At 53.5% G+C, this 24,551-nt stretch carries 26 protein-coding genes; 11 read left to right on the top strand and 15 right to left on the bottom strand.

The annotated features are described in order from the left end of the window. Positions 1-21 precede the first annotated feature (21 nt). Both HNQ92_RS20270 and HNQ92_RS20265 read right to left on the bottom strand, forming a co-directional pair. Positions 22-1,350, bottom strand: a complete 1,329-nt coding sequence (locus HNQ92_RS20270) for an erythromycin esterase family protein (protein ID WP_184176653.1) — start codon at positions 1,348-1,350, stop codon at positions 22-24. A 149-nt stretch (positions 1,351-1,499) separates the two neighbouring features. Further along, the gene (locus tag HNQ92_RS20265; protein ID WP_184176651.1) at positions 1,500-2,345 is read right to left on the bottom strand and encodes a cupin-like domain-containing protein; all 846 of its coding nucleotides are present in this window, start codon (positions 2,343-2,345) and stop codon (positions 1,500-1,502) included. Between the two features lie 200 nt (positions 2,346-2,545). On the opposite strand from HNQ92_RS20265, the gene HNQ92_RS20260 reads away from it, so the two are divergent. The 3 genes from HNQ92_RS20260 to HNQ92_RS20250 all read left to right on the top strand — a co-directional run bounded on the left by HNQ92_RS20260 (position 2,546) and on the right by HNQ92_RS20250 (position 5,416). Continuing rightward, the gene (locus tag HNQ92_RS20260; RefSeq protein WP_184176649.1) at positions 2,546-3,337 is read left to right on the top strand and encodes a hypothetical protein; all 792 of its coding nucleotides are present in this window, start codon (positions 2,546-2,548) and stop codon (positions 3,335-3,337) included. Positions 3,338-3,454: 117 nt separating this feature from the next. Next, complete coding sequence (locus tag HNQ92_RS20255; protein ID WP_184176647.1) at positions 3,455-4,525, top strand: M42 family metallopeptidase; 1,071 nt, start codon at positions 3,455-3,457, stop codon at positions 4,523-4,525. A gap of 96 nt (positions 4,526-4,621) precedes the next feature. Beyond that, the gene (locus tag HNQ92_RS20250; protein ID WP_184176645.1) at positions 4,622-5,416 is read left to right on the top strand and encodes a helical backbone metal receptor; all 795 of its coding nucleotides are present in this window, start codon (positions 4,622-4,624) and stop codon (positions 5,414-5,416) included. Between the two features lie 579 nt (positions 5,417-5,995). Here the strand turns inward: HNQ92_RS20250 and HNQ92_RS20245 are convergent. Further along, positions 5,996-6,547, bottom strand: coding sequence for a TlpA family protein disulfide reductase (locus HNQ92_RS20245; RefSeq protein ID WP_246440501.1), 552 nt, complete (start codon positions 6,545-6,547; stop codon positions 5,996-5,998). Between the two features lie 69 nt (positions 6,548-6,616). After that, positions 6,617-7,096 carry a hypothetical protein gene (locus tag HNQ92_RS20240; protein WP_184176643.1) on the bottom strand — a complete coding sequence of 160 codons (480 nt, stop codon included), beginning with the start codon at positions 7,094-7,096 and terminating at the stop codon, positions 6,617-6,619. Positions 7,097-7,533: 437 nt separating this feature from the next. Between HNQ92_RS20240 and HNQ92_RS20235 the strand changes: the two genes are divergently transcribed. Further along, entirely contained in the window at positions 7,534-8,886 is a 1,353-nt protein-coding gene (locus HNQ92_RS20235; protein ID WP_184176641.1) for a tetratricopeptide repeat protein, read from the top strand. Positions 8,887-8,986: 100 nt separating this feature from the next. Here the strand turns inward: HNQ92_RS20235 and HNQ92_RS20230 are convergent, their stop codons facing one another. The 3 genes from HNQ92_RS20230 to HNQ92_RS20220 are packed head-to-tail and all read right to left on the bottom strand — an operon-like array spanning position 8,987 to position 10,654. Continuing rightward, positions 8,987-9,703 (bottom strand): superoxide dismutase, encoded by a 717-nt coding sequence (locus HNQ92_RS20230; RefSeq protein ID WP_281380768.1) that lies wholly within the window; start codon positions 9,701-9,703, stop codon positions 8,987-8,989. 28 nt (positions 9,704-9,731) lie between these two features. After that, the gene (gene recR / locus HNQ92_RS20225) at positions 9,732-10,346 is read right to left on the bottom strand and encodes a recombination mediator RecR (protein WP_184176639.1); all 615 of its coding nucleotides are present in this window, start codon (positions 10,344-10,346) and stop codon (positions 9,732-9,734) included. 32 nt (positions 10,347-10,378) lie between these two features. Then, complete coding sequence (locus HNQ92_RS20220; protein ID WP_184176637.1) at positions 10,379-10,654, bottom strand: ATP-dependent Clp protease adaptor ClpS; 276 nt, start codon at positions 10,652-10,654, stop codon at positions 10,379-10,381. Between the two features lie 113 nt (positions 10,655-10,767). On the opposite strand from HNQ92_RS20220, the gene HNQ92_RS20215 reads away from it, so the two are divergent. The 3 genes from HNQ92_RS20215 to HNQ92_RS20210 all read left to right on the top strand — a co-directional run bounded on the left by HNQ92_RS20215 (position 10,768) and on the right by HNQ92_RS20210 (position 13,170). Beyond that, positions 10,768-12,234, top strand: a complete 1,467-nt coding sequence (locus HNQ92_RS20215) for a sodium:solute symporter (protein ID WP_184176635.1) — start codon at positions 10,768-10,770, stop codon at positions 12,232-12,234. Positions 12,235-12,413: 179 nt separating this feature from the next. Beyond that, positions 12,414-12,545 carry a hypothetical protein gene (locus HNQ92_RS28970; RefSeq protein WP_281380767.1) on the top strand — a complete coding sequence of 44 codons (132 nt, stop codon included), beginning with the start codon at positions 12,414-12,416 and terminating at the stop codon, positions 12,543-12,545. A 232-nt stretch (positions 12,546-12,777) separates the two neighbouring features. Continuing rightward, the gene (locus HNQ92_RS20210; protein ID WP_184176633.1) at positions 12,778-13,170 is read left to right on the top strand and encodes a T9SS type A sorting domain-containing protein; all 393 of its coding nucleotides are present in this window, start codon (positions 12,778-12,780) and stop codon (positions 13,168-13,170) included. An 86-nt stretch (positions 13,171-13,256) separates the two neighbouring features. Here the strand turns inward: HNQ92_RS20210 and HNQ92_RS20205 are convergent, their stop codons facing one another. The 7 genes from HNQ92_RS20205 to galE form a co-directional block, all read right to left on the bottom strand. Further along, positions 13,257-13,586 (bottom strand): MGMT family protein, encoded by a 330-nt coding sequence (locus HNQ92_RS20205; RefSeq protein ID WP_184176631.1) that lies wholly within the window; start codon positions 13,584-13,586, stop codon positions 13,257-13,259. Beyond that, complete coding sequence (locus tag HNQ92_RS20200) at positions 13,573-14,163, bottom strand: DUF3109 family protein (RefSeq protein ID WP_184176629.1); 591 nt, start codon at positions 14,161-14,163, stop codon at positions 13,573-13,575. Before HNQ92_RS20200 ends, HNQ92_RS20205 begins: the two co-directional genes overlap by 14 nt. Before the next feature lie 11 nt (positions 14,164-14,174). Further along, positions 14,175-16,373 (bottom strand): LysM peptidoglycan-binding domain-containing protein, encoded by a 2,199-nt coding sequence (locus HNQ92_RS20195; RefSeq protein ID WP_184176627.1) that lies wholly within the window; start codon positions 16,371-16,373, stop codon positions 14,175-14,177. A 37-nt stretch (positions 16,374-16,410) separates the two neighbouring features. After that, a complete protein-coding gene (locus tag HNQ92_RS20190; protein WP_184176625.1) occupies positions 16,411-17,058 on the bottom strand; it encodes an O-methyltransferase in 648 nt (215 codons plus the stop codon). Between the two features lie 120 nt (positions 17,059-17,178). Further along, on the bottom strand, positions 17,179-18,039 hold the full coding sequence (gene rfbA, locus HNQ92_RS20185) for a glucose-1-phosphate thymidylyltransferase RfbA (protein WP_184176623.1): 861 nt from the start codon (positions 18,037-18,039) through the stop codon (positions 17,179-17,181). Positions 18,040-18,168: 129 nt separating this feature from the next. Further along, a complete protein-coding gene (gene rfbB, locus HNQ92_RS20180) occupies positions 18,169-19,239 on the bottom strand; it encodes a dTDP-glucose 4,6-dehydratase (RefSeq protein ID WP_184176621.1) in 1,071 nt (356 codons plus the stop codon). A gap of 42 nt (positions 19,240-19,281) precedes the next feature. Next, a complete protein-coding gene (gene galE / locus HNQ92_RS20175) occupies positions 19,282-20,310 on the bottom strand; it encodes a UDP-glucose 4-epimerase GalE (RefSeq protein ID WP_184176619.1) in 1,029 nt (342 codons plus the stop codon). A 150-nt stretch (positions 20,311-20,460) separates the two neighbouring features. On the opposite strand from galE, the gene HNQ92_RS20170 reads away from it, so the two are divergent. Then, positions 20,461-21,309 (top strand): transglutaminase-like domain-containing protein, encoded by an 849-nt coding sequence (locus tag HNQ92_RS20170; RefSeq protein ID WP_184176617.1) that lies wholly within the window; start codon positions 20,461-20,463, stop codon positions 21,307-21,309. A 9-nt stretch (positions 21,310-21,318) separates the two neighbouring features. Here HNQ92_RS20170 and HNQ92_RS20165 read toward each other — a convergent pair whose 3' ends face one another. Continuing rightward, entirely contained in the window at positions 21,319-21,948 is a 630-nt protein-coding gene (locus HNQ92_RS20165) for a 4'-phosphopantetheinyl transferase family protein (protein WP_184176616.1), read from the bottom strand. A 53-nt stretch (positions 21,949-22,001) separates the two neighbouring features. On the opposite strand from HNQ92_RS20165, the gene HNQ92_RS20160 reads away from it, so the two are divergent. From HNQ92_RS20160 to folB, 3 genes are all read left to right on the top strand, one after another. Beyond that, positions 22,002-22,901: a WD40 repeat domain-containing protein gene (locus HNQ92_RS20160; protein ID WP_184176614.1), complete on the top strand. Its 900-nt coding sequence runs from the start codon at positions 22,002-22,004 to the stop codon at positions 22,899-22,901. 151 nt (positions 22,902-23,052) lie between these two features. Next, on the top strand, positions 23,053-24,036 hold the full coding sequence (locus tag HNQ92_RS20155) for a DivIVA domain-containing protein (RefSeq protein ID WP_184176612.1): 984 nt from the start codon (positions 23,053-23,055) through the stop codon (positions 24,034-24,036). 119 nt (positions 24,037-24,155) lie between these two features. Further along, on the top strand, positions 24,156-24,506 hold the full coding sequence (folB, locus tag HNQ92_RS20150) for a dihydroneopterin aldolase (RefSeq protein WP_184176610.1): 351 nt from the start codon (positions 24,156-24,158) through the stop codon (positions 24,504-24,506). Positions 24,507-24,551 lie beyond the last annotated feature (45 nt).

Below are 24,551 nucleotides of genomic sequence, written 5' to 3'. Positions count from 1 at the left end.
CGTTGCTGGAGGTACTTGATTTCAAAAATGCTTTGGCTTCAAAAAATGACTCGGTTGCATTTCCTTTATATAAAAAATACCATCAAACATTTCCGTCCAGCGGGCCGCTATACTACTGTGGCCCCTGGCCTTTAGCTTAAAAAAACGTTGGAAGGCAGGGTACTTGGCTTTGAAGGCCCGAAGGTCAACAAAAGCGTACTCGACATCTTTATGTATCCAATTTTCGAACTGGTACCTTTTGCTTTTTTTTAGCAGCGTGGGCGACATTCCCTGCGCTGCTTTCAGGGCCGTTTGGGTTTGTCCGAACTGGGAGGTAAAACCCAAAATGTACGTTTGTTTTTCTAGGGTACTACCCTGGGTAAAGTACCCGCCCATCGAGGCTAAATTCAAAGCCGGATTTTTAAACGAACTTTCGCCTTTCTTCATGATGTGGGTGTTGGCGGCCCAGACGATGATCTTTTCGGTAGGGTACTTTTCCTGAACCAGCCATTGTAAATTCTTAGCCATTTGTTTGTCCCGCACGTTGTGAGAAACCTTGCTACTGTAATGATACATCTCTCCTGCAAATTGTTTTAAATTTTGCAAAGCAATAAAAGAAACCGACGTTTGAGACTCAACGGGTAGTTCCTGATTGATGGCCTCAACCGCAGCTTGAAATTTTTCAAGTTGCTTGGTAAAATCAGTCTTAACGAGGCTATCCAAATAGCTGGTTGTCTTGAAATTAAGCGGCCATAGTTGATCTATAAAAGGCAAGAAAAAAGATCTATAATCATCTGAATGAGAATACGCTACTCCGTTTGAAGAAAGCAGGTGGTTAATGGATTGTTTGAGCGAATCGGTCGTGTATTTTCCGTGCAGTTGATTATCGACCCCTGCTATTTTTAAGGGCCGGTCCGTTTTATAAGAAGCCGGTATGTACTCGTACAGTAAGGTACCACACTCTTCGCTATAGGCCCAAATGGGGTACAGGTTTTCTTTAAAAAAATGGCCGATCGATTCCGGATTTTTATCTGTGTTTTCCCAGCCTTCGGTCAGAGCAAAGAAATCACTTTCAAAGGCTAACATGGTGAAACCCATCTGCTCGTGTAAGTACTTGATGAGTTTGGTCTTGGCCAGAAAGGTAGTTCCATCACCGTGAGCCTGCTCTCCCAGCATGACAATCCGGGCGTTGCCAATCGCCTTTTGGAGGGAATGTAAACCATTGAGGCTGTCTAACGACAGGGTAGCAATGGGGTTGGTTCCCGTTTTAAGGTACTTCTTTAGTTTGTTTTGGCCGTTTCCTGAAAAAGGCAGCACGAGCAACAGAAAAAAGGCATAAAAGCTAAAAGGGACGGCTCTGGATTTGGGCATAGGTACTTCCGTGGCTGGTGTTAAATGTCTAGTCAAATACGTCAGCTGAAAGCCAACCGTGGCGAAGTACTTTCATCCAGCCAAAAAAAGGGTAGCTGGCTTTGAACACCAACTACCCCGTTTACAATTTTTATGAAAATACAAAGTACCTACACCAGCGCGGATTCGGCTCTTTCTACGGCTTTGTCTTCCTTCCATTTTTTCCAGCGCGGGCCCAGCAGGGAGTTCATGCCTTTGTCTACCACGGTGTGGCGGGCCAGGTTCATGCCGCCTTTGAGGAGGGTGAACACCGAGTCGTTGGCGCGCAGGGCGAGGCCAAAACCGCCGTCGATGTACTTGATGTAATGCCACCAAAGCGAGGGGATGAAGATCGTCTCGCCGTGCTCCAGGATACCCTCGTAGCCGTTCGCTTTTTTGAAGGCCGGGAAACGATCCAGGTCGGGGTTAAGCGGGTGTACGTGGCTCATCACCGTGAAGGGGTGCTGGTACAACCGTACGCTTTCCTCCGGCGGGAAGATGATGATTTTTTTACGGGTCTGGAACTGCGACAAAAATACGTGCGAGCAGTCCATGTCGTAGTGCAGGTTCACCTCGGAGTTTTGCCCGCCAAAGAACATGAACTTGTAGTTTTTTACAAAGCCATCCATGATGGTCGGGAAGCGGATGTCGTTGGCTAGCTCAGGGATCTTCTTGAAAATATCGAAGAGAAAGATACGCAGGTCCGTCGGGCCGGCCTCGATCAGCGAGAGGTACTCGCCAAAGGGCATGGTGGCTGCGTTTTGAAAGTACTTGTCGGGGTCGTGGATGTGGTTATCAACCAGGGGTACTTCCAGGTCGCCGTGGTGCTTACGAAACCAGTCAAACGTCCATTTTTCGGTGGCGGGCCAATCTTTAATCAGGTCGGTAAAAATAACCGGACGGCGCGGCTTCAGGTAGTTTTCCAGAAACTCTTCGCGGGTCAGCCCGCTTCGTTTCTCTATGGGGGTATACTGCATGGCGTACTCTATTTTTTAGGTAAATATTGGAGGAAGCCTTTTCAATTCCAAAGCCGAGCCCAAAAATTGTTGTTAGAGGGTACTTAGCGGGTCTGGAACAAAATAATTTCTTTGGCCAAAAGCCATGTAAAGGTAGTTGGGTACGATCTTTTGTGAAATACTTTCATCAAAAATTGGTACTCATTTTTTATAAAAAATCCATGAAACACTACCTGCGTACTTTCCTGCCGCTCTTGCTATATGGAGTAGGTACTTTCTCTTCGGCCCAAGCCCAGCTAATTCTGGACTTGGAGGGCGGTGGCGCCTTCAAGGGGCCTTATAATGACGTCCGGATACCTAGCTCCGGCGGTACTGAGTTCAACGCCTTCGGGCTTGATTTTGAGGTAAAAGCCGTGCCCTACTTCCGGGGCAAGATAGGGTACTTGTTCAACGACCGCCACTCGGTATTTGTTACGGCCGCGCCGCTCAAGCTCGACGCCCAGGCCCGGAGTACTCTGTCCACGCCCATTCAGTTCAACGGCGTGAGCTTCAGCCCCAATCCCGATTTACGCACCAGGTACCTCTTCAATACCTACCGGCTCACCTACCGCTACGACTTTGTGCGGCGGGAGCGCCTACGCTTTGGGGCGGGGGTGTCGGGTCTGGTGCGGCAGGCCCAGATCCGGCTCCAGCAGGGCGAACGTACCACCGCCTACGACAACCTTGGTGTGGTTCCGTTGCTGAATGTATACCTCAACTGGCTGCCAACCCAGCGGCTGGGCGTGGTGCTAGAAGGCGACGGCCTGGCGCGTCCACCCTTTGACCAGGGCCGGGCCTTTGATTTCTTTGGGGGCGTCAATTACCTTATTCGCCCAAGCCTGGCGGTAAAAGTAGGCTACCGGATCTTGGAAGGTGGAGCTAATACCGACGATATATATAATTTTTCGCTGATCAACTTTGGTACCTTGGGCCTTACCTACCACTTCTCGGCGCGGGGCGCGGGTTGGCGCTAGGCAAGGTACCTGCCGAGGGTACTTTGGCGAATAAGTACCCCCGGCAGGTACCTTGGGTTGAATTCTTCGACAGAAAAATGGTTATTTGTAAAAACCATTTAATCTGTATTACGCGTTATGGCCGATCAAAGTAAAGAGTTCCTTTATAAGTACCTCAACAACGCCTCCCCGACGGGCTTCGAGTCGTCGGGCCAGCAGATTTGGCTGGATTACCTCAAACCTTACATCGACGAAACCATCGTGGACGTGTACGGCTCGGTGGTGGGCGTCATCAATCCCGACCAGCCCTACAAGGTTGTGATCGAGGCCCACTCCGACGAAATTTCCTGGTTCGTCAATTACATTTCCGACGACGGCTTCATCTACGTGCGCCGCAACGGCGGCTCCGACGCGGCCATTGCGCCCTCCATGCGCGTAAACCTGCACACCGGCAAGGGTACCGTGCCGGGGGTATTTGGCTGGCCGGCCATTCACGTGCGCGACATTGCCAAAGACCAGGTACCTAAGGTACATGAGCTCTTCATCGACGTGGGAGCCAGCAAAAAAGACGAGGTACTTGAGATGGGAATCCACGTAGGTACCGTGGCTACCTTTGCCGACGGCCTCACCGAAATGAACGGCCGCTACTACGTAGGCCGGGCGCTCGACAACCGCATGGGCGGCTTCATGATTGCGGAAGTAGCTCGCCAGCTGCACGAAAATAAGGTGAAATTACCCTACACGCTATACGTGGTGAATGCCGTGCAGGAAGAAATAGGCCTGCGCGGGGCCGAGATGATCTCGCGCCGCCTGAAGCCCGACCTGGCCATCTGTACCGACGTGACGCACGACACGCAGTCGCCGATGTACAATAAAAAGGAGCAGGGCGACCTGCGCTGCGGCGGTGGCCCGGTGATTTGCTACGGCCCGGCGGTGCAAAACAACGTCCGCGACCTGCTCATTCAGGTAGCCGAAGACCAAAAGTTTCCCTACCAGCGCCAGGCCGTGAGCCGCTCCACCGGTACCGACACCGACGCCTTTGCGTACTCGACGGAGGGCATTGCTTCGGCGCTGATCTCGCTGCCGCTGAAGTACATGCACACCACCGTGGAAATGGTACACAAGGAAGACGTCCAGAACGTGATTAAGCTCATGTACGAAACGCTGCTGCGCCTGCAAGGCAACGAGGATTTCCGGTACATCAAATAGTAGGTAAATAACTTCGCCCGCCCCTCGTTTTCCTATCACAACGGGCGGGCGAAGTACCTTTCAGGCTTCCGTTTCGTCCTTTCAAAGTACCTCCGTATGCAGACCTTTACCGACCAGACCGGCCACGACATCTACCTGGAAGTACCTCCCCAGCGCGTGGTGTCGCTGGTGCCTTCCCAAACCGAGCTGCTCTTTGACCTGGGCCTGAACGCCGAGGTAGTTGGCCTGACGAAGTACTGCCGGTATCCGGAGTCGAAGGTGCGTCACAAAGCCGTGGTAGGCGGTACCAAAGACGTGGATCTGGCCTTGGTACGGGCGCTCGCGCCGGACCTGATCATTGGCAATAAGGAAGAAAACACGCAGGAGGCTATCGAGCAGCTGCGCCGGGATTTCCCGGTGTGGACCTCCGACGTCCGCGACCTCCCCGCCGCCGGTCAGATGATGCGGGCCCTGGGTACTTTGGTGGATAAAGAAGCCAGCGCGCACTGGATTGCCTCCAAAATAGAAGAACGCTTCGCCGAGCTGGCCAGCGAGCAGATCAGCCAGCTTCAGCGCCGCCGCGTGGCCTACCTGATCTGGCGAAAGCCCTGGATGGTGGCCGCCGCTGACACCTTTATTCATCACCTGCTCGAAAAAGCGGGCTTTACGAACGCGTTTGCCCAGCAGCAGCGCTACCCCACGTGCACGGCCGAAGAGCTGCGGCAGGCCCAGCCGGAGGTTGTTTTTCTGTCTTCGGAGCCTTATCCGTTTAAAGAAAAGCACCTGACCGAGCTCCGACAGATCTGCCCGCACGCCAGCGTAAAGCTGGTGGATGGCGAGCTGTTTAGCTGGTATGGCAGCCGCTTGCTTCGTACCCCCAGCTACCTCCGCCACCTACGATCTTCCCTTTGATCGTCCTGAATTCTCCCACTTTCTGACTCACCCTGCGGTGATTAGGCTTGCCCTTAGGTACTTGCGGGTAGCTACCCCAGGGTACTTAGCAGTAAGGTACCAGCGCAGGTACTTTGGTACATCACCTGCTTGGGCTCACCTGGGCTTTGTTTTTCGGTAACTAAATTTTATGAAAATAAAAGGAATAATATGGAACAAAACGGGTATTTCTGCGTTAGAAATATATAGCGAAAATTCGCATTAATGCACTGCTATTAGCCTATTCCTATTAAAATTTAATTATTCAACGAAAAAATGGTATGAAAAGAGCATTATGGTTATTCCCAGTGGCGTTAGCAGTGAGTACGGCGGCGGTATTGGTACGCAAACGTAGACCCTACACCATGGTTGATTACCTACGTGAACTAGGTATCTGATGAACGCAACAGGTATTGCGGCGAAAGACAAAAAGAAAGGTCAGGCTTAGTGCCTGGCCTTTTGTGTTAATAAACTTTCAAGTACCTCTGTTCCAAGCCAAAGTACCCCAAGCCAACTCGCCAGGTACTTTGAGTCCGGAGAGCGGCAGGTACTTTTACTTCTCTAGAGGGTTTTGAGTTGTTCTTCAATAAAAGTGACCACCTGCGGATCGTCCCAGCGTACGGCTCCTACTTCCTGGGCAATCACTTTGCCGTCGCGGAGGAGGTACGTACGGGGAATAGCGTTACCGTTCAGCTCGGCGGGGTAGTTCCCGGCGAAGCGGTAGAAAGGTAGTTGGTAGCCTTTGCGCTCAATAAAAGGCTGCACCGTACCGGCATCCTCGTCGGACACGATGTAAAAAGCCATTTTGGGATGGCTCTTGTACTTTTCGTACAGCGCCTGAATGCTGGGCATCTCGGTGTTGCAGGGGCCGCACCAGGTGGCCCAGAGGTTCAGGAAAACCAGCTTATTGGTTTCCAGCGCCGCCGGTTGCCCCTGAAGATCCGTTAGGCCGGGCAGGTTGAGCGCCTGGCTGGCCGGAAGGGCGGCAAACTCATCGGAAGTAGCAGGGGTGGCCGTTTCGTTTTGGGTTTCGGTCTTGAAGCTATAATACAAGGCCGTAAAAGCCAAAATGGCCAGCAGCGCTACGAGTATGATTTTTCCGTTTAGTTTCATGGTAGTAAGCTAAAAAGTGAACACAACAAAGGTACCACTATCGGTGGAAAAGGGAATTGTTTCGGCCCATCAACCGAAAAGATTCCCCCAGCCATCGGGAATATCGTTCCCCTTATCAAAGGTACTTACCCAATCAATAAAGAGAAGCCGGAACTCTTCGATGGCCTGCCGAAGCAGGTCCACGTACTCTTTATTCACGTTTTCTTCCATGAGCAGTACCGACGTCTGCGTTAGGAGCTCGCGGGCGTTGAGCTTGATGATGACGGCGTTTTCCATGCGGAGTGAGTACAAATTTCCTCCTTCGGCACCGGCAATTTTGGAGGCCAGCAGGGACGCATTTTCCAGCATAAACTGGCGGGTCATGAATTCGTCCTTCTCTTCGTCGATCAGCTCCACCAGGGCCCGCGTGATTTGGTAGATATCCTTGGCTTTTTTCATGATCGGCAAACTAAACACTTCATCCCGGTCCCGCCTTTCGCCGGGCTGGCGGCTGCCTCCCTGAGCATCGAAATCATCCTCAGGATCAAACGAAAAATCTTCAAAGTTCATAGGTCGAATCAGGGTTTAGCGTGACAAACTAAGCAAACGTGGCTTCATTCCCAAATGACTTTTCTCCATACAGCGGCCTGCCAGAGGTGACGATAAGGCCTTAAGGAGTTATGATACAGGTACTTATTTGGTGATTTGCGCGTTTGTACTCATTAAATAGTTTTTTAGTAAGGGTATGCCTGGTCGGTTGGGGTTCGGCTGCGGGTTCTTAGCTACTCCTATTTTAACGCAGGAGCCGGGCCGATATTTGCCCGTACGTGGCTCAGAGGAAACCTAACTGGCATGGCGTGAGTGAATTTGGCCGGTAAAGAATTGACAACTAGTTGAGTCAGCGAAAAATTAATCCAAGAACCTTTGTCCCGGCATCTGAATTTGAATAATTTTAAGGTCTATTTCCTTAAAATCCGTTTTCTATAACCATCCTCCTCGAATTTTTCATGAAAAAGTTTTTACTAGTGCTTAGTATTACCATTCCAACTTTGTGGGTGGGTATTGCAAACCCGGTGCAGGCTCAGCGTTCAGCGGCTGAGTATTTTGATGAAGGCAATACCAAGGCGCGGGCGGGTGATTTTGCCGGTGCTTTGCAATCGTACAGTGCCGTAGTGGCCATGAATCCCGACCACGCCCCCAGTTTTTTTAACCGCGGACTAGCCAAGGCCAACCTCAAGGACCACCGGGGGGCCATCATCGATTACGATCGGGCCATTGAAATAAATTCCAAAGAAGCGGTATACTACCAAAGCCGGGGCGTCAGCAAAAGTATGCAGGACGATCACCGCTCGGCGGTTCAGGATTATACCCGGGCTATTGAGCTAAACCCCGACGATGCCAAGTCGTACTACAACCGGGGCGTAAGCCGCGCCAAGCTGGACAACCAGCGGGGAGCCATGGAAGATTTTAACAAGGCTACTACGCTGGATCCGAATGACGTGCTGGCCTTGTACGCCCGCGGTAGCAGCAAGCAACAACTGGAGGATTACGCCGGTTGCCTGGCGGATTTTTCGCGGGTAATTGACCTGAACCCGAAGCGCTCGGGCGCTTATGCCGGGCGGGCCTACGCAAAAATTAAACTGGGCGACTACAAAGGCGCTATCGGCGATTACACCAAGGCCATCGAGCTGAATCCTGAAGACGGCTTGGCCTACGGATACCGGGGCTTCGCCAAAGCCAAGGTAGATGACTTCAGCGGGGCCATTGCCGACTACGACAAGGCATTGCAGGTAAATCCCAACAGCTATGAGTCGTACTACGGGCGGGGCTTTGCCAAGAGCAAGCTGGGCGACCAGCGGGGCGCGATCCTGGACTTAACCAGAGCGGTAGAAATTAATAATTCGTATACGACTGATCCAAAGAAGATTGTGTACATGGGGCCCATTAACCGTAGTGTGCTGGACGCCCTGCGCGGGCAGGTACAAGAGCAGGTGAAGATTAACCCGCTGTCGCAAGAGCGCGCCGAGGCCTACTTTATCCGGGGGTTGAGTAAAAGCAAAAGTGGCGATGCCAAAGGGGCCATCCAGGACATGAATAGCGCCGTGGAGCTTGACCCTACCTACTCGGACGCCTACTTTTCGCGGGGGCTGGTGAAGTCGGCCACGGGCGATCAAATGGGGGCCATCCTGGATTGCAGCAGTGCCATTAAGCTCAAAGCCGGGCATTCCGAAGCCTTTTACGTGCGGGGGATTGTCAAGCATAGCCTGGGCGATGTCAACGGCGGCTGCCTGGACCTCAGCAAAGCCGGTGAGCTAGGCTACACGCCTGCCTATAAAGTGATCAGTGACTATTGCAACTAGTACCTGATCCGGAAGCATTCGTAGGTACTTTAAAAAAAAGAAAACCCTCGTCAGCAGCGACGAGGGTTTTCTTTTTTTTAAAGTACCTGGAAGCAGCCCATCAGGACTTTACCTTATCAAATTTCTCGGCCACTTTGTCCCAGTTCACTACGTCCCAGAAAGCCCCGATGTAGTCGGGACGTTTGTTCTGGTACTTGAGGTAATACGCATGTTCCCATACGTCGAGCCCTAAAACGGGGGTACCTTTCAGATCAACCGCATCCATGAGGGGATTGTCCTGGTTAGGGGTTGAGCCAACGGCCAGTTTGCCGTTCTGTACCACCAGCCAGGCCCATCCGGAGCCAAAGCGGCCGCTGGCTTCTTTGCCGAAGGCTTCTTTAAATTGGTCAAAAGAGCCAAACTGCCCGTTGATGGCTTCGGCCAGGGCTCCGCCGGGGGTACCTCCCTTTTGTGGGCCCATTACTTCCCAGAAAAACGTATGGTTCCAGTGCCCGCCGCCGTTGTTACGAACGGCATCAGGGGCGTTGCCGGCTTTTTTCATGATATCATCCAGCGACATTTTCTCGTACTCGGTACCTTTGATCGCGTCGTTGAGCTTGCTCACGTAGGTAGCATGGTGCTTGCCGTAGTGTATTTCCATGGTTTCCTTGTCGATGCTAGGCTCAAGGGCCGCAAAATCGTAGGGTAGGGGAGCCTGGGAATAGGGAGCCATCAGGCCCGTTTCTTTGGAAGAGCTCTGGCAGGAACTTTGGCTGGCAAAGGCACCCACGGCCAGGGTTGTGCCCGCTAACGTACGTAAAAATTCGGTACGGTTCATAGTACTTGAAGGTTAGGAAAAACGATAATCAATCGTAAGCCACCCGGCTCACGATACTGCGCCCGAGGGTGATCTCGTCGGCGTATTCAAGGTCACCACCGATGGGGATACCCCTGGCGATGGTACTTACTTTTACTCCGGTAGGTTTAAGTTTTTTTTGTAAATAAAAAGCCGTCGTATCGCCTTCCATGGTAGGGCTCAGCGCCAGGATAATCTCCCGAACGGGCTCCTGCTCGGAGGCTTGCTGCAAACGCCGCACCAGGGACTCAATGTGCAGATCGGCGGGGCCAATCCCTTCCAGCGGGGAGATGATCCCGCCCAGTACGTGGTAGTGGCCGTGGTATTGGCTGGTATTTTCGATGGCCAGCACGTCGCGGGTATCTACTACTACGCAAATCAGGGAAGCGTCGCGCTTGGTACTGCTACAAATGGCACAAAGCTCGCCGTCGGCGATATTGTGGCATTGGCGGCAAAACTGGGTTTGGGTGCGCATAGACAAAAGGGCATCCGAAAGGGCCCGGGTTTGTTCTTCGTCGCGCTTGAGTAAGTGCAAAGCCAGCCGTAGGGCGGTTTTTTTTCCAATACCAGGTAGCTTCGCTATTTCATTTACAGCATCCTCAATGAGCCGGGATGGATAATTCATAGGCACTAAAAAAGTAAGGCGTTCGGGTTAATTCAAAGAATTTCGGCAGAAATACCCCTCCGGCAAATTTCGTTACGCATGGGTGCCAGTTTTTCAAACTCTCCCTCCTTTACCGAACATTTTCCCTTAAAGTGTATAATCAGCGTACATTGCTCCGCTTGCTCGGGGCCGTGCTCACATACTTCGATCAACGTCTGAATTACCCAATCGAAGGTATTCACTTCGTCATTGAATACTACCAGCGATTTTACTTCCGTTTCAATGGTTTCTTCAAGAATTTCAACCTCGGTTTCTATCTGGGTTTGCATAACAGTCAAATTTCCGTTTGATTAGCAAATCTAATAAAAATCGAGGACTAACCGAAGCCCCCGAAGACTTCTTTACAACGCATTTACCTTCAAAAAAGTTACCGTTTTTCCATATGAATCCTTACATCGCCCTGTTTATCCTGATCGCATATTTCGGGATGTTGATTACCATTTCGGTGTATACGTCGCGCGGGGCCGATACCAATACCTTTTTTATGGCCAACCGGCAGTCGCCCTGGTACCTGGTGGCTTTCGGGATGATCGGTACCTCGCTGTCGGGGGTCACGTTCGTGTCGGTGCCGGGGGCGGTGGCTGCCATTCAGTTTTCGTATTTCCAGGTGGTCTTAGGGTACTTGCTGGGGTACCTGGTGATCGGTACGGTACTCATGCCGCTCTATTACCGGCTCAACTTAATCTCCATCTATTCCTACCTGGACCAGCGCTTTGGGTTTTGGACGTACAAGTCGGGCTCGGCGTTTTTTTTACTATCGCGCACGGTTGGTTCGGCGGTGCGGCTGTACGTGGCGGCGGGGGTACTTCAGCTGGCTATTTTCGGTCCGTTAGGGGTACCTTTTGAGGTAGCCGTGGCCATTACCATTTTGCTGATCTGGGTATATACTTTCAAAGGGGGCATCAAGACGATCATCGTTACGGATACGCTACAGACTACCTTTCTGATTACGGCCGTCATCCTCACCATTGTGCTCGTAGCCAGGGAGCTCAATATGCAAAGTATTACGGACATCGTGAGCTCGGTGCGGGAGAGTAGCTATTCCCAGATATTTTATTGGGATGGCAACGATCCCAAAAACTTCTACAAGCAATTTTTTGCGGGGGCTTTCATCGCCATCGTCATGACGGGCCTGGACCAGGATCTGATGCAAAAAAACCTGACCTGCAAGAATATCGGCGAAGCCCAGAAAAACATGTTTTGGTTTACGGTAATCCTGGTGATCGTGAACCTGCTGTTTTTGTCGCTAGGGGCTCTGCTGTACCTCTACGCCGCCGAAAAAGGAATTGCGCCCACCACCAAGACCGACGATTTTTACCCCATGCTGGCCCTGAATCACCTGGGCCTGGTGGTGGGTATTACGTTTCTGCTCGGGATCACGGCGGCTACCTATGCCAGCTCCGACTCGGCCCTGACGGCCCTGACGACCGCCTTTTGCATCGATTTCATGAACGTGGAAAACAAACCCGAAGCCCAGCGCTCGCGCACCAAATTCTGGGTACACATTGGGTTTTCGGTCCTTTTTTACCTGGTAATCATCGTTTTTAACCAGCTCAACAGCAAGGAAGTCATCACGGCGGTGTTTGACCTGGCGGGCTATACCTACGGGCCTTTACTGGGGTTGTTTGCTTTTGGCCTGTTCCTGAAGCGGCCGGTGCGCGATGCGTGGGTACCTTTAGTATGTGTGCTTGCCCCCATTCTTACCTACATCGTCAATCAAAACTCCGCCGAATGGTTTGGGGGCTACAAGCTGGGCTTCGAGCGCCTGATCCTCAACGGGCTCATCACCTTCACCGGCTTGTGGTTGCTCTCCATCGGGCCGAAAGATCGTTTTTCCCCCACTTCGTGAAACCAGCCGGGCAATCGATTCCACAGCCTGCCTTGGTAGGGTAGAGGCCTTTGTATGAGGCAATGGCATGAAAATCAGGTACTTGTTTCTTGAGTAAGGATGCGGACAGGTACCTTACCGTTGGTTGGACGTATTCTTTTATCCCTTAGTTCAACGCAAACGAATCAAAAGCAAGAACTATGGACGTCTTACTATTTTTTATCGCATCCATCACCAGCGGCGTTTGGTGCGCCTACCTGGTCGAGTACGTTGAAGATAAGCAGGCACGTCGCCAGCGCGACGAAGGTACCCGCGTAAACCAGAACGAATAGCCCGGTACGGTTCCGAACGTTCATTTCTGCACAAGTATGTTCGGAAACGAACAGCTGCCGTCAAGGTACTTCACGCTTTATATTTATTAGAAATAATTTTATCTTACAGATTATCAGGTAGATACTCTTCTTTAGCTGGTCGCGCTTCCTGGTACTGGCACATACGGCACGGGCTTTTCTAGTTAATAAATCAAATGCATTTATTAGCCAACTTTTTAAAAAAGAAAAAGCCATGAAAACCTTGATTATCTCTCAGTTCCGCCGTTTCGCTCTCGTTGCACTTCTCTCGCTGCCTTTCGCAGTACAAGCCGAAAACCATTTCTTCAACCCCGAGAAGCCAAAATCGTTCGAGATGGCTTTGTACCGAATTTCGAATACCTCAAAAGTAAGCCTGGCGCTGGTACGCCACGTAGAGGAGCCCATGACGATCCGCCTGGTGGATGAACGCGGGAAGGTACTTTACCGGGAAACGCTGAGTAAAAAACAGCAGCAATACAAGCGCAACTTTAACCTGAAAGACGTAGAAAACGGAACGTACTACTTCGAGTTCAAATCGGGCGAGGAAACCTTCCGCAAGCGCCTTGAGCTCTCTACGCCCACGCAGCAACTAATTGCGATCAAGTAAATAATCAATTTCATTTTGCAGTTGTAAGTACCTAAAAGGCCCGCCAGAAGCGGGCCTTTTAGGTACTTTGTTGCATGGTGGCAAAGCTAGGTCAATTCCAGGCTGGGGTCCCAGAAGCGAGCGTCCCACTGCTGCACCTGATCTTCTTTTACAAGTACCCCTTCGGCTTCCAGCCGCTCTTGCATGGCCGTAGGGCTGCCAAAAAAATGCTTGCCCGTAAGTACCCCCTGGCGGTTGACCACCCGGTGGGCGGGGACGTCGGGCCGGGCGTGGCAGTTGTTCATGGCCCAGCCTACCATGCGGGCTCCCTGCTTGGAGCCCAGGTAGGCAGCAATGGCCCCGTAGGTACTTACACGCCCGACGGGGATCAGCCGCACTACCTCATACACATCCTCAAAATAATCAGCTTTTGGCATGGGAAGCGGCGGCGTTTCGTTCTTCAACCTCTTTCTGAAGCTGCTGGTACCACTCGGCACCGTAGGCGCGGGTGAGGGGCTCTTTCAGAAACTGATAGACGGGTACCCCAAGGGCTTGCCCGAAGGAGCAGGCCGGGCTACAGATATGCCAGCGGTCGTAGTTGAGGGCGTGGTACTGCTCATATTTGGTGATCCGAATGGGGTACAGATGGCAGGAAATGGGTTTTTTAAAGTCAATCTTGCCGTCGTTGTAGGCGGCTTCGATGCCGCATTTCAGAATACCCTTTTCGTCGTAAATGGCATAGGCGCATTCCTTGCCGTCGATGACGGGCGTCACCAGGTCGCCTTCCCAGTCCTTCGTGAAGACGCCCTCTTCGGCAATCACCTTTTTGCCGGCTTCGGACAGGTAGGGCTCTACGTGCCGGTAAATTTGCTTGAGAATAGGTACCTCTTCGGGCTCCAGCGGAGCGCCGGAGTCGCCCTCGACGCAGCAGGCACCTTTGCATTTTTCGAGATTACAGACAAAAAACTGATCACCTATGTCGTCGCTGATGCACGTATTATCAATGAGTATCATGCTGGGTATCGTTAGCGCTTGGGTATTTTGAGCCGTTGGCCGAGTTTAACGGTGGTGTTGGGCATGTTGTTGACTTGCTGTATCTCATCCATGCTCACCCCGTAGGTTTGGGAAATGCGGAAAAGCGTTTCGCCCGAAGCGACGGTATGCGTGACGAAGTCAGCCGTGGGGGCCGTCGTAGTTGATACAGTGGTGGGTACTTGCGTAGCCGGGGGCGCGACGAGCAGCCGCTGGCCTACGGATAGCTTATCGTCTGCGGTGAGTTTATTCCAGGTAAACAGGTCATAAACAGAGATGTTATAAAGCCGCGAAACACTGTAAAAGGTTTGTCCGGCTTCAACCGTGTGGTACTGGGTACCTGAGCTGGGAGCCGCGGGGCGGGAGGAGGTACTTGGCGTACTGGTGGCAGGTACCCTGGCGGAGGGAGTCCGGTTGACGGGCCGGGAGGCCACCGCGGTAGGTTCTTCGGCCTGCATCTGCGGCTGGCCGTTTTCCTGCGAGATAATCACGATCCGGTCGCCGGTACTTCCACCGGAGGTAGAGGTACGGGTGGGTACCCTTGCCTGAGCGGTTTCGTTGGCAGGGGCCTCGTTGGCAGGTACCTCCGTCCGGGGCACCTCCGTCCGGGTGACGGCTACGGCGGGAGCCTCGTTGCTGGGGGAAGCCGTCCGGGGCACGTCCGTCCGGGACACGTCTGTGGAGGTGCCGGAGGCGGTGGTATTTTCGGCTAATTTGGGCGTATACTTCTTACGCTCCGAGGCATTGCGGGGAATTTCCGCGGAGGGCGACGAAGGGGTACTAGCCGGAGCCACCGTAGCCGGAGCGGAAGCCAGCGTGCTGGTGGCCTGTAGCGGCAGGTTCTTGTCCTGGCCGGGCTGGTTGATGATCTCCACGGGCTGCTTGGCGGGGCGCTTTTTCATGAGCCACATTACCCGGCCGGTGGGTAGGCGCAGGTTGCGGTTGTTGATGCGATTGTAGCTCATCAGGTCGCGCAGCCGGATCCCGTATATCTGAGAAATGCTCCGCAGGGTTTCGTTTTCCCGTACGGTATGGAAAGGCACCATGGCCTTCTTATTTTTCTTAGCCAGGTAATACACATCCCCCGGTATGATGGGGTCCTGGGGCGTCATGTCGTTGTAGCGCAAAAAGCTGGAGGTACTAATCTTGGCGATTTTGGCCAAAGCGGCTACCTGGTCGTTGGGACGGGCCTGAACGCCGGGTAATCCGTTGATTTCGTAAAATACAGGATCATTGGCTCCCCGGAGTTGTACGCTAGCCTTACGCAGCACGGGAAAACCGATGTCGGTCCGGCTCAGGTCCATGCCTGGGTCCTGGCGTACCATCGAAAGCTTGTCCCGAACGGCATTGATCTGGCCCGTCGCCACCGGAATCGCCAGCATGTAGTCTTTATCGGCCGGGATGTAGTCGCCGTTGAACCAGCGGTTGTAACGTTGTAGGTCCAGTACGGTGACGCCCAGGTCGCGGCTTACTTCGCTGAGCGCGCGGCCCTTGCCGTAAGGCGCTTCCAGCAGCACAATGGTATTGGCCGAACGGTAGCGTTCCAGCCCGGCTTCGAGGGCTATTTTGTGGGCAAAAAAGCGCAGTACATAGCGGTCGGTTTGGCCGGTAAGGGTAATCTCGCGGGCGTAGGCCCAGTTGGCCGGAACAATCTTACTGATGCCGCCCATGCCCAGGTAGTAGGAGTAGAGCGAGGACACCCAGTTGTTAAACTGCTGGTTGCTGCGCTTGAGGTAGCGGGCGGCGGCGTGGGTAGAGGCGGAGATATTCTTGCGTTCATCTACCTCATTATCTACCCGAATGCCCAGTTCGAGGGCCGTTTCCTGCTTGAACTGCCAGAAACCCACTGCGTTGGAAGACGACACGGCGTCGGGCGTGAGGGAGCTTTCCTGCACGGCCAGGTACTTGAAGTCGATGGGTACTTCTTCGTCGATAAGTACCCCTTCGATGAGGGGGAAGTACAGGATAGCGCGGTCCATTTTGTCTTCCCAGAAGCGACGGTTGGCCATAAGGCTTCGCACATCCGACTCAATGAGCGCGCGGGCGCCGTTATCCAGCTTCACGTTAATACCCGCAAAGGGCAGGCTAGCCGGGATAGAAGGGATGTCCTGCGCGGCGGTATTCTCTTTTCCCACAACGACCCAGGCGACCAGCAGATAGAGGCTAAGGTAGTTCTTGACGTGTTTTAACATGATGGATGATTGGTTCTGTGGTAGTAAGCGTTGAGAATTAGCTGTTTTTCTGCAAAATCATGAGGCCATCCCGAATGGGCAGCAGCAGGTTAGACACCCGGGGGTCTTCGTGGACCGTCCGGTTGAAGTCCAGCAGAGCCTGGGTATCTTTATCGATGCGCTGGCCGGGTACCGGTACTACCTTTCCGCTCCAAAGTACGTTGTCGGCCAGGATAAGGCCACCGGGGCGTACCTTGTCGATCAGGAGCTGGTAGTACGTGAGGTAGTTGAGCTTGTCGGCGTCGATAAAAACCAGATCAAAGGTTTCGTCCAGTTGGGGAATGATAGCGGCAGCCGGGCCAAGGCGGTAGTCGATGCGGGACGCGTAGCCCGATTGTTCAAAGTAGCGTCGGGTCAGGGATTCCAGCTCTTCGTTTACATCCAGGGTAGTAAGCGTACCGTCCGTGGCCAGTCCTTCACAAAGGCACAGGGCCGAGTAGCCGGTGTAGGTACCTATTTCCAGAATGCGCCTTGGCCGCAGCAGGCGCGAAAGCAGCGCTAAAAAACGGCCCTGGAGGTGCCCCGACAACATGCGGGGCCTAAGTACCTTGGCGTGCGTTTCGCGGGCCAGGGCACGCAGCAGCTCGCTTTCGGCCTCCGTATGAGCCTCCGTATAGGTTTCAATGTCTTTGGGTAAAAACTCCATTCAAGATTAGGGCGTACATCAATCCGAGCGCCAAAGGAGGCGTTGTATGATCAAATTTACCAAAGAAACGATAGCTTTCCCTAATTCTTATACAAAAAAACAATTCAAGGTACCTGTAAATTACCGCAGCAGATTCTGGAGGTACACGCCGTAGCCACTTTTGATGAGCGGCTGAGCCACCCGCTGCAGCTGCTCGGCGTTGATAAAGCCCATGCGGTAGGCTACCTCCTCGATGCACCCGATCTTCAGCCCCTGCCGCTCCTCGATCACCTGCACAAACTGCCCCGCCTGCATCAGCGACTGGAAAGTACCCGTGTCCAGCCAGGCCGTGCCGCGGTCCAGCACGCCTACCTTCAAACGACCCATCTCCAGGTACTGGCGGTTGACGTCCGTGATTTCCAGCTCACCGCGCGGTGAAGGGGCCGTATGACGGGCAATGTCCACCACTTGGTTGTCGTAAAAGTACAGGCCCGGCACGGCGTAGTTGGACTTGGGCTGAGCGGGCTTCTCCTCGATGGAAAGTACGTTGAAATCTTTGTCAAACTCCACCACTCCGTAGCGCTCCGGGTCGTGGACCTGGTAGGCGTAGATCACCCCGCCGTCGGGGTCGTTGTTGGCTTGCAGCAGCCGCGAGAGCCCCGAGCCGTAAAAGATGTTGTCGCCCAGCACCAGCGCCACTTTGTCGGAGCCGATAAACTCCTCGCCGATCAGGAAAGCCTGCGCCAGGCCGTCGGGGCTGGGCTGCACAGCGTAGCTAAACGAACAGCCCAGGCGGCTGCCGTCGCCCAGGAGCTTCTCGAAGTGGGGTAGGTCGTGGGGGGTAGAGATGATCAGGATTTCTTTGATCCCGGCCAGCATCAGGATCGACAGCGGGTAGTAGATCATGGGCTTGTCGAAGACCGGCATGAGCTGCTTGCTGACGGCCAGCGTGAGCGGGTGCAGACGGGTACCGGAGCCTCCGGCCAGGATAATTCCTTTCATAAAGTTGTTTATGAGTCAATGAGTTGTAAGTTCATGAGTGCAGGAGGAGTGGAAAGTGGATGAGTTAAAAGTGGACGAGAAAATGAGGATACTCATCAACTCACTTACTCATGAACTCTCCTACGCGCCCTACCGCCCCGCGTACATGCCTTCGTAGTACTTCTGATAAGCCCCCGAGGTCACGTTTTCGAGCCAGGGCTGGTTGCTCAGGTACCAGTCTACGGTTCGTTCCAGGCCTTCCTCAAACTGCAGCGAAGGCTCCCAGCCCAGCTCCTCTTTGAGCTTGGTGGCGTCGATGGCGTAGCGCAGGTCGTGGCCGGCGCGGTCGGTGACGTAGGTGATCTGCTGCTCGGAGGTACCTTCGGGGCGACCCAGCTTGCGGTCCATGATGCTACACAGCAGCAGCACCAGGTCCAGGTTTTTCCACTCGTTGTGGCCGCCGATGTTGTAGGTTTCGCCGTTTTTGCCCTGGTGGTAAATCACGTCAATGGCCCGGGCGTGGTCTTCCACAAAGAGCCAGTCGCGGATGTTCTCGCCCTTGCCGTAGACCGGCAGCGGCTTCTGCTGGATGATGTTGTGGATGATCAGCGGGATGAGCTTCTCGGGGAAATGGTTGGGGCCGTAGTTATTCGAGCAATTGGAAATGACCACGGGTAGTTTATAGGTATTGTGGTAGGCGCGCACGAAGTGATCCGAAGAGGCTTTGGAGGCCGAGTAGGGCGAGCGCGGATCGTACTTGGTGGTTTCGAGGAAAAACTCCGTAGGGTCGTGCAGCTCCCCGTAGACTTCGTCGGTCGAGACGTGGTAAAAACGACGGTTGGTCGCACCACGTGTTGCATAGTCGTCCTTCCAGGCTTTTTTGGCGGCGTTGAGCAGGTTCACGGTCCCGATGACGTTGGTCATCACGAAGGCCATGGGGTCAGAGATGGAGCGGTCCACGTGCGACTCGGCGGCCAGGTGAATGACGCCCTGGAGGTCATGCTCAGCAAAGAGGGCGTCGATGAAAGCGGCGTCGGTGATGTCGCCTTTGACGAAGGTGTAGTTGGGGGCGTTTTCGATGTCACGCAGGTTTTCGAGGTTACCGGCGTAGGTGAGTGCGTCGAGGTTCAGGATCTGGTACTGCGGGTACTGTGTCACGAAGCGGCGCACCACGTGCGAGCCAATGAAGCCTGCTCCCCCCGTTATCAAAATCTTCTTCATACTATTCCTTGATTGAATTAGTTCGTTAAAAACCGCGTGAATCTACGAAGCTACGTGGGTTTCTGCCAATTTTTGCTGCCAGCGCCAGGCATCCTGAAGGGCCTCGGCCAGCGTTTTTTCGGCTTCCCATTTCATCACGGTATTGACTTTCCTGGATTCTGCGTATATTTTTTCTACGTCGCCGGGGCGGCGCGGACCAATGGTATAGTTGAGCTTCAGGTTATTTACTTCTTCAAAGGTTTTGATCAGTTCCAGCACGGTGTTGCCCCGCCCGGTCCCGACGTTGAACACATCGTAGTAGTTTGCGTTGGGTTGCTCGGCCAGCAGTTCCAGCGCCTTCACGTGGGCTTTGGCCAGGTCCACCACGTGGATAAAATCGCGCACGCAGGTACCGTCGGGGGTATTGTAGTCGCTGCCAAAGACCGTCAGGGACTCCCGGAGCCCGGCGGCGGCCTGCGTCAGGAAAGGGACCAGGTTGCTAGGTACCCCCAGGGGCAGCTCCCCGATCAGGGCCGAGGGATGCGCCCCGATGGGATTGAAGTACCTCAGCGCAATGGCTTTGAGGCCCGGCTCCGAAAAGACGTGGTCACGGATAATATCTTCGCTGATGGCCTTGGTGTTGCCGTAGGGCGAAGCGGCCGGTTGGCGTGGGGTATCTTCAGTAACGGGCAGGTCGGTAGGTTGGCCGTACACCGTGCAGGAAGAAGAAAAGACGAGGTTACCTACCCCGAATTCCTGCATGATTTTTAGCAATACCCACAGCGAGCCCAGGTTGTTTTCGTAGTAGTTGAGCGGCTTCTGAACGGATTCGCCCACGGCTTTGTAGGCCGCAAAATGGATCGCTCCGCCAAACGCCTCCTGCCGAAACAAGTCCCGCAGGGCCGCGGAATCGTTGCAGTCTAGTTCATAAAAAGGTACTTCCTGGCCAATAATTGTACGCAGGCCGTTGAGCACGCCCCGGTTGGAATTAGAGAGATTATCGGCTATAACGGGCTCGAAACCGGCTTTGTGAAGTTCTACGACGGTATGCGAGCCAATAAAACCAGCACCCCCGGTGACCAAAATTTTCATAAACGTTGAATAGTAGTAAGCAGATTAAGCGATGGAATGAATTTTGTGGATTAAGGTAGTTTTATTTCGGGCAAAAGTAGAAAATTTGAAACCCATATAAAAATTGTTTTTATTTAAGCCATCGTTATCAAAACACAATCTGGAGCAGGTATGAACGAAAAGGAAATAAAGGCTTTGGTTTCCTTGCTGGACGACGAGGACCGTGAGATTACCGGGCACGTAGAAAAGAAAATCCGCTCGCTGGGTAGTAGCGTGATACCTTTTCTGGAAACCGAATGGGAGGGAAGCTTCAGTCCGGTTGTACAGCGAAAAATCGAACAACTGATCCACGATCTGCAGCTCAGCGTAATGATCGACCGCTTGCAGGCCTGGAAAAATGGCGGGGCGCTGGACCTGCTGGAAGGTATGTGGATAGTAGCTACCTACCAGTACCCCGATCTGTCGCTTGAAAAGTTGCGGATGGATATTGAGCAGCTCCACTACTCCATCTGGCCGCAGTTTCAGGACGATATGAATCCGTCGGACCAGGTGAAGCTGATGAATACGCTGTTTTATGGATCCATGAACTTTGGGGCCAATACCAAGAGCTTTCACTCGGCCTCCAACTCGATGATCAACATCGTGCTCGAAAACCGCCGCGGCAACCCCATTACGCTCTGTGTCATCTACATGCTGATCGCGCGCAAACTCGGGATGCCGGTCTACGGGGTCAATTTGCCCAACCTCTTCGTACTCACCTACAAGCAGGACAAGGTGCAGTTTTACATCAATGTCTTCAACCGGGGCATTATTTTTCTGAAGACCGACATTGACCACTACATAGCGCAGCTGAACCTGAAAACGCAGGAGTCTTTTTACCAACCCTGCACCCACCTCGAGATTATTCAAAGGGTACTTCGCAACCTGATTCTTTCCTACGAAAAAGCGGGCGAGCCGGACAAAATTCGGGAGGTAGAGCAGATACTTTTATCAATTCTGGACGACGAACTGGGCGAGTAGGCTTCGTGCTTACGTAGCAATAACCAGGCAGTAACTACCTACCCACTGTACGTACAGCGCCGCTGAACGCACCACGCCGTCGTCGGTAAGGGTACCATCCAGCCGCAGGCTGTCCTCCTCAAACGGGGCGATCCGGATGTGGTCCCGGAAACTGACCTTCTGGCGACCATTGAGCTTGAATAGCGCTTCCTTGGCACACCAGTACATGCAAAGTTTGGCCACATCCCCACCGGCCTGAAGCAGCTCCGCCTCCGACAGGTACTTGGACGAGGTACGAATCAACTTCTCGTGTTTTTTTTCCATATCAATCCCCACGGGCCTGTCCGGATGCAGCACGGCGGCCACGTAGTCCAGGCTGTGGGTGACGGAAATCGGGCAGGATGACCCCACCAGAAAGGGCTTACCGTGCTCGTCTTTGCGCAGCCCCTGGTAGTTGATCCCGGCGCGCTCGGCCAGCTGCCGGATCACCAGCCGCCCGGCGAGCCATTCACGTACCTTCTGGGGGTGCGAAATCCCCCTGAGCTCTTCCTGATTGTACGGCAACGCGTACAACGTACGGAGCTCTTCGGTACTTTCGTCCAATTTCCAGAGCAGTAGCTGGCCCGACTGTAGTAAGGGTTCGTAGTGAACGAGTGGCATGGCAATAGGTGTTAACTGTCAACAACCGGAGTTCCCTCCATTAAACCGAATGTATGAATATCCGCAAAATTGATACTTTTTCCGGGCATCGCGACTGCGTCTATACTTTAATTTCAGACCACACGCCGCAGGGCTTCTACTCGGCCGGGGGCGATGGGCTGGTGGTGAAGTGGGACTTACAACGCCCCGACCTGGGAGAGGTAGTAGCACGCCTGGGGGCTTCGGTGTACGCACTGGCCTACCATCCGGAGGAGCATACGCTTTGGATTGGTCAGAATTTTGAAGGTATTCAAAAGATTGACCCCGCGGGAAAGGCCGTCATCGCCTCGCTCAAGCTTTCCTCAGTGCCTATCTTTGACATCCAGTTTTTCGGCGAAAAAGCCTGGGTAGCCCAGGGCGACGGCGTGATCGTGGTGCTGGATGTACCTTCCTTTTCGGTGCAAAAACACATCAAAGCCTCCGCGAAAAGCGTTCGTACGCTGGCCGTCAACCCGGCTACCGGGGAAATCGCCGCCGGATTCAGCGACTGGACTGTGAGTATATTTGACGCGGACGGATTTTTGCTAAAAAAAACGCTGCGCGCGCACGACAACTCCGTTTTTACAGTACGCTACTCCCCCGACGGCCGTTACCTGCTCACGGCCGGGCGCGACGCCCACCTCAAAGTATGGGATGTCCAGCAGGGCTACGAGCTGCGGGAAGACATCCCGGCGCACCTGTTCGCCATTAACCACCTCACGTATAGCCCCGACGGGCGTTGGCTGGCCACGGGCAGCATGGACAAATCCATTAAAGTATGGGATGCCGGTACCTTCCGGCTTCGGAAGGTGATCGACCGGGCGCGGCACGCCGGGCATGGTACTTCGGTGAATAAGCTGCTTTGGAAAGAGCACCAAAACCGGCTCGTTTCGTGCAGCGACGACCGCATGATTTCGGTTTGGGAAGTGGAATAGGGCCGCTGCCGGGCTCAGGTTAAGAACGGGTACCCCTGCGGGAGTACAAGTACCCTCAAGAGGATAATTTGGATTAAGTTTTTGAATTGTGCTAATTTAACCGTTAATTTCACAACAAAGATTTAACTAACTCAAAACGGACGAAACGCGCATGAAAATATCTCCCATTGATATACGGCAACACACTTTTGAGAAGGTATTCCGAGGCTATAACGTGGATGAAGTGAATGCCTTTCTGAACTCCTTATCGCAGGAGTGGGAGCGGATCATGAACGAGCAAAAAATGCTCAAAATGCAGCTCGAAATAGCCGAGAAAGAGCTCAATAAGCTCAAAGATGTGGAGATGACGCTGTTCCGTACCCTCAAAACGGCCGAAGACACCAGCGGGCAGATCACCGAGCAGGCCAACAAGGCCGCCGAAAAGTACCTGCAGGAGTCGCGGCAGAAATCGGACGAACTGCTCAACGAGGCCAAGCGCAAGGCCAGTATGCTCATTCAGGACGCCGAAAACCAATCCAAGTACATCAAAGAGGAAATTCTCAATGAGCTGAAAAACCAGGACCGGGATTTCAAAGCCATGGAGAAGTACCGCGACAACCTGATCGTTCAGCTCCGGACGTTGGTAAGTACCACCAGCGAAACCGTAGACCGCTTCGAGAAAAAATTCAATAAAGATTCTTTCCTGCAGAAAATGGAGGAAGTAACCCAGCAGGTAGCCGAAAGCAGCCCGGAAGCCGGGGCGGACGAAGCCGTAGCAGCGAGCGAAGAGGTACTTGTGGGCGAAGAGCAGTCTCAGGAAGAGCAGCCGCAGGCTGAAGAGGCCACCGAGGAAAGCCAGCCCGTGGAGGAGCCCGTAGCCGAAGCTCCCCTGGATGAGGAAGTACCCCCACCCGCTGCGGAGCCCATCACCGAACCGGAAAGTACCCCGGAAGAAAAACCGGAAGAAGTAGTAGCAGAGGTAGAGCCGGAGCCTGCACCCGATGCCGCCTCGGAAGCCATGGCGGAAGCACAAAAGGTGAAAAAAGCGGTGCAAGAAGCCAACGAAAGGTTGGAGAAAAGCAACGAAGCCAGGGCGATGGAGACGAGCGCGGCACCCAAAAAAGGCGGTGGTTCCTTCTTTGATCAAATCAACTAGGTACCTGCACTTCCGGCCCAACGGCCGGGAACGAGCCACGGATGGGTAGTTTTACAAACTACCTCTGAATACGTATTGATTTCATTCTATAGGTACATTTTATACTTTTACACGCTGCTTTGGGTACCATTACACTAGAAGGGCTAGAGTTTTTTGCCTACCACGGCTACTACGCCGAAGAACAAAAAATAGGCAACCGGTACTCGCTTGATATCGTCATCACCACTGATTTTGTAGCGGCCGCCCACCACGACCGCCTGAGCGAAACCGTCAACTACGAAGAGCTTTACCGCATTGCCGCCGAGGTGATGCAGGAGCGCTCCCGCTTGCTCGAGCACATTGCTTTCCGGGTCATTGAAAAGGTGCGCCAAAAGTACCCCCGCGTCGAGCGGGTGACGGTTAGCGTGTCAAAGTTTAACCCTCCGGTGGGCGGCGTGTGTACCCGCGCCAAAATTACCCTGGAAGGCTAGCGAATCAGACAGGTACCTCTTCCGTTTTTGGCTTCCTTACTATCC

The sequence above is a fragment of the Rhabdobacter roseus genome, assembly GCF_014202275.1.
Lineage (GTDB): Bacteria > Bacteroidota > Bacteroidia > Cytophagales > Spirosomataceae > Rhabdobacter > Rhabdobacter roseus.
Note: the sequence above shows the minus strand (reverse complement) of the source record. Positions and strands in the feature narration are given on the sequence as shown.

What these genes read in the sequence shown, in the direction of transcription:
- HNQ92_RS28970 (WP_281380767.1), top strand. Translation starts at nt 12,414, where the DNA reads ATGGACGTCTTACTATTTTTTATCGCATCCATCACCAGCGGCGTTTGG.
- rfbB (WP_184176621.1), bottom strand. Translation starts at nt 19,239, where the DNA reads ATGAAGAAGATTTTGATAACGGGGGGAGCAGGCTTCATTGGCTCGCAC.
- HNQ92_RS20220 (WP_184176637.1), bottom strand. Translation starts at nt 10,654, where the DNA reads ATGCAAACCCAGATAGAAACCGAGGTTGAAATTCTTGAAGAAACCATT.
- HNQ92_RS20195 (WP_184176627.1), bottom strand. Translation starts at nt 16,373, where the DNA reads ATGTTAAAACACGTCAAGAACTACCTTAGCCTCTATCTGCTGGTCGCC.
- recR (WP_184176639.1), bottom strand. Translation starts at nt 10,346, where the DNA reads ATGAATTATCCATCCCGGCTCATTGAGGATGCTGTAAATGAAATAGCG.
- HNQ92_RS20205 (WP_184176631.1), bottom strand. Translation starts at nt 13,586, where the DNA reads ATGCCAAAAGCTGATTATTTTGAGGATGTGTATGAGGTAGTGCGGCTG.
- HNQ92_RS20210 (WP_184176633.1), top strand. Translation starts at nt 12,778, where the DNA reads ATGAAAACCTTGATTATCTCTCAGTTCCGCCGTTTCGCTCTCGTTGCA.
- HNQ92_RS20240 (WP_184176643.1), bottom strand. Translation starts at nt 7,096, where the DNA reads ATGAACTTTGAAGATTTTTCGTTTGATCCTGAGGATGATTTCGATGCT.
- HNQ92_RS20200 (WP_184176629.1), bottom strand. Translation starts at nt 14,163, where the DNA reads ATGATACTCATTGATAATACGTGCATCAGCGACGACATAGGTGATCAG.
- HNQ92_RS20155 (WP_184176612.1), top strand. Translation starts at nt 23,053, where the DNA reads ATGAAAATATCTCCCATTGATATACGGCAACACACTTTTGAGAAGGTA.
- HNQ92_RS20170 (WP_184176617.1), top strand. Translation starts at nt 20,461, where the DNA reads ATGAACGAAAAGGAAATAAAGGCTTTGGTTTCCTTGCTGGACGACGAG.
- HNQ92_RS20235 (WP_184176641.1), top strand. Translation starts at nt 7,534, where the DNA reads ATGAAAAAGTTTTTACTAGTGCTTAGTATTACCATTCCAACTTTGTGG.
- HNQ92_RS20215 (WP_184176635.1), top strand. Translation starts at nt 10,768, where the DNA reads ATGAATCCTTACATCGCCCTGTTTATCCTGATCGCATATTTCGGGATG.
- HNQ92_RS20245 (WP_246440501.1), bottom strand. Translation starts at nt 6,547, where the DNA reads ATGAAACTAAACGGAAAAATCATACTCGTAGCGCTGCTGGCCATTTTG.
- HNQ92_RS20190 (WP_184176625.1), bottom strand. Translation starts at nt 17,058, where the DNA reads ATGGAGTTTTTACCCAAAGACATTGAAACCTATACGGAGGCTCATACG.
- rfbA (WP_184176623.1), bottom strand. Translation starts at nt 18,039, where the DNA reads ATGAAAGGAATTATCCTGGCCGGAGGCTCCGGTACCCGTCTGCACCCG.
- HNQ92_RS20270 (WP_184176653.1), bottom strand. Translation starts at nt 1,350, where the DNA reads ATGCCCAAATCCAGAGCCGTCCCTTTTAGCTTTTATGCCTTTTTTCTG.
- HNQ92_RS20250 (WP_184176645.1), top strand. Translation starts at nt 4,622, where the DNA reads ATGCAGACCTTTACCGACCAGACCGGCCACGACATCTACCTGGAAGTA.
- HNQ92_RS20230 (WP_281380768.1), bottom strand. Translation starts at nt 9,703, where the DNA reads ATGAACCGTACCGAATTTTTACGTACGTTAGCGGGCACAACCCTGGCC.
- HNQ92_RS20265 (WP_184176651.1), bottom strand. Translation starts at nt 2,345, where the DNA reads ATGCAGTATACCCCCATAGAGAAACGAAGCGGGCTGACCCGCGAAGAG.
- HNQ92_RS20160 (WP_184176614.1), top strand. Translation starts at nt 22,002, where the DNA reads ATGAATATCCGCAAAATTGATACTTTTTCCGGGCATCGCGACTGCGTC.
- HNQ92_RS20255 (WP_184176647.1), top strand. Translation starts at nt 3,455, where the DNA reads ATGGCCGATCAAAGTAAAGAGTTCCTTTATAAGTACCTCAACAACGCC.
- HNQ92_RS20260 (WP_184176649.1), top strand. Translation starts at nt 2,546, where the DNA reads ATGAAACACTACCTGCGTACTTTCCTGCCGCTCTTGCTATATGGAGTA.
- galE (WP_184176619.1), bottom strand. Translation starts at nt 20,310, where the DNA reads ATGAAAATTTTGGTCACCGGGGGTGCTGGTTTTATTGGCTCGCATACC.
- HNQ92_RS20165 (WP_184176616.1), bottom strand. Translation starts at nt 21,948, where the DNA reads ATGCCACTCGTTCACTACGAACCCTTACTACAGTCGGGCCAGCTACTG.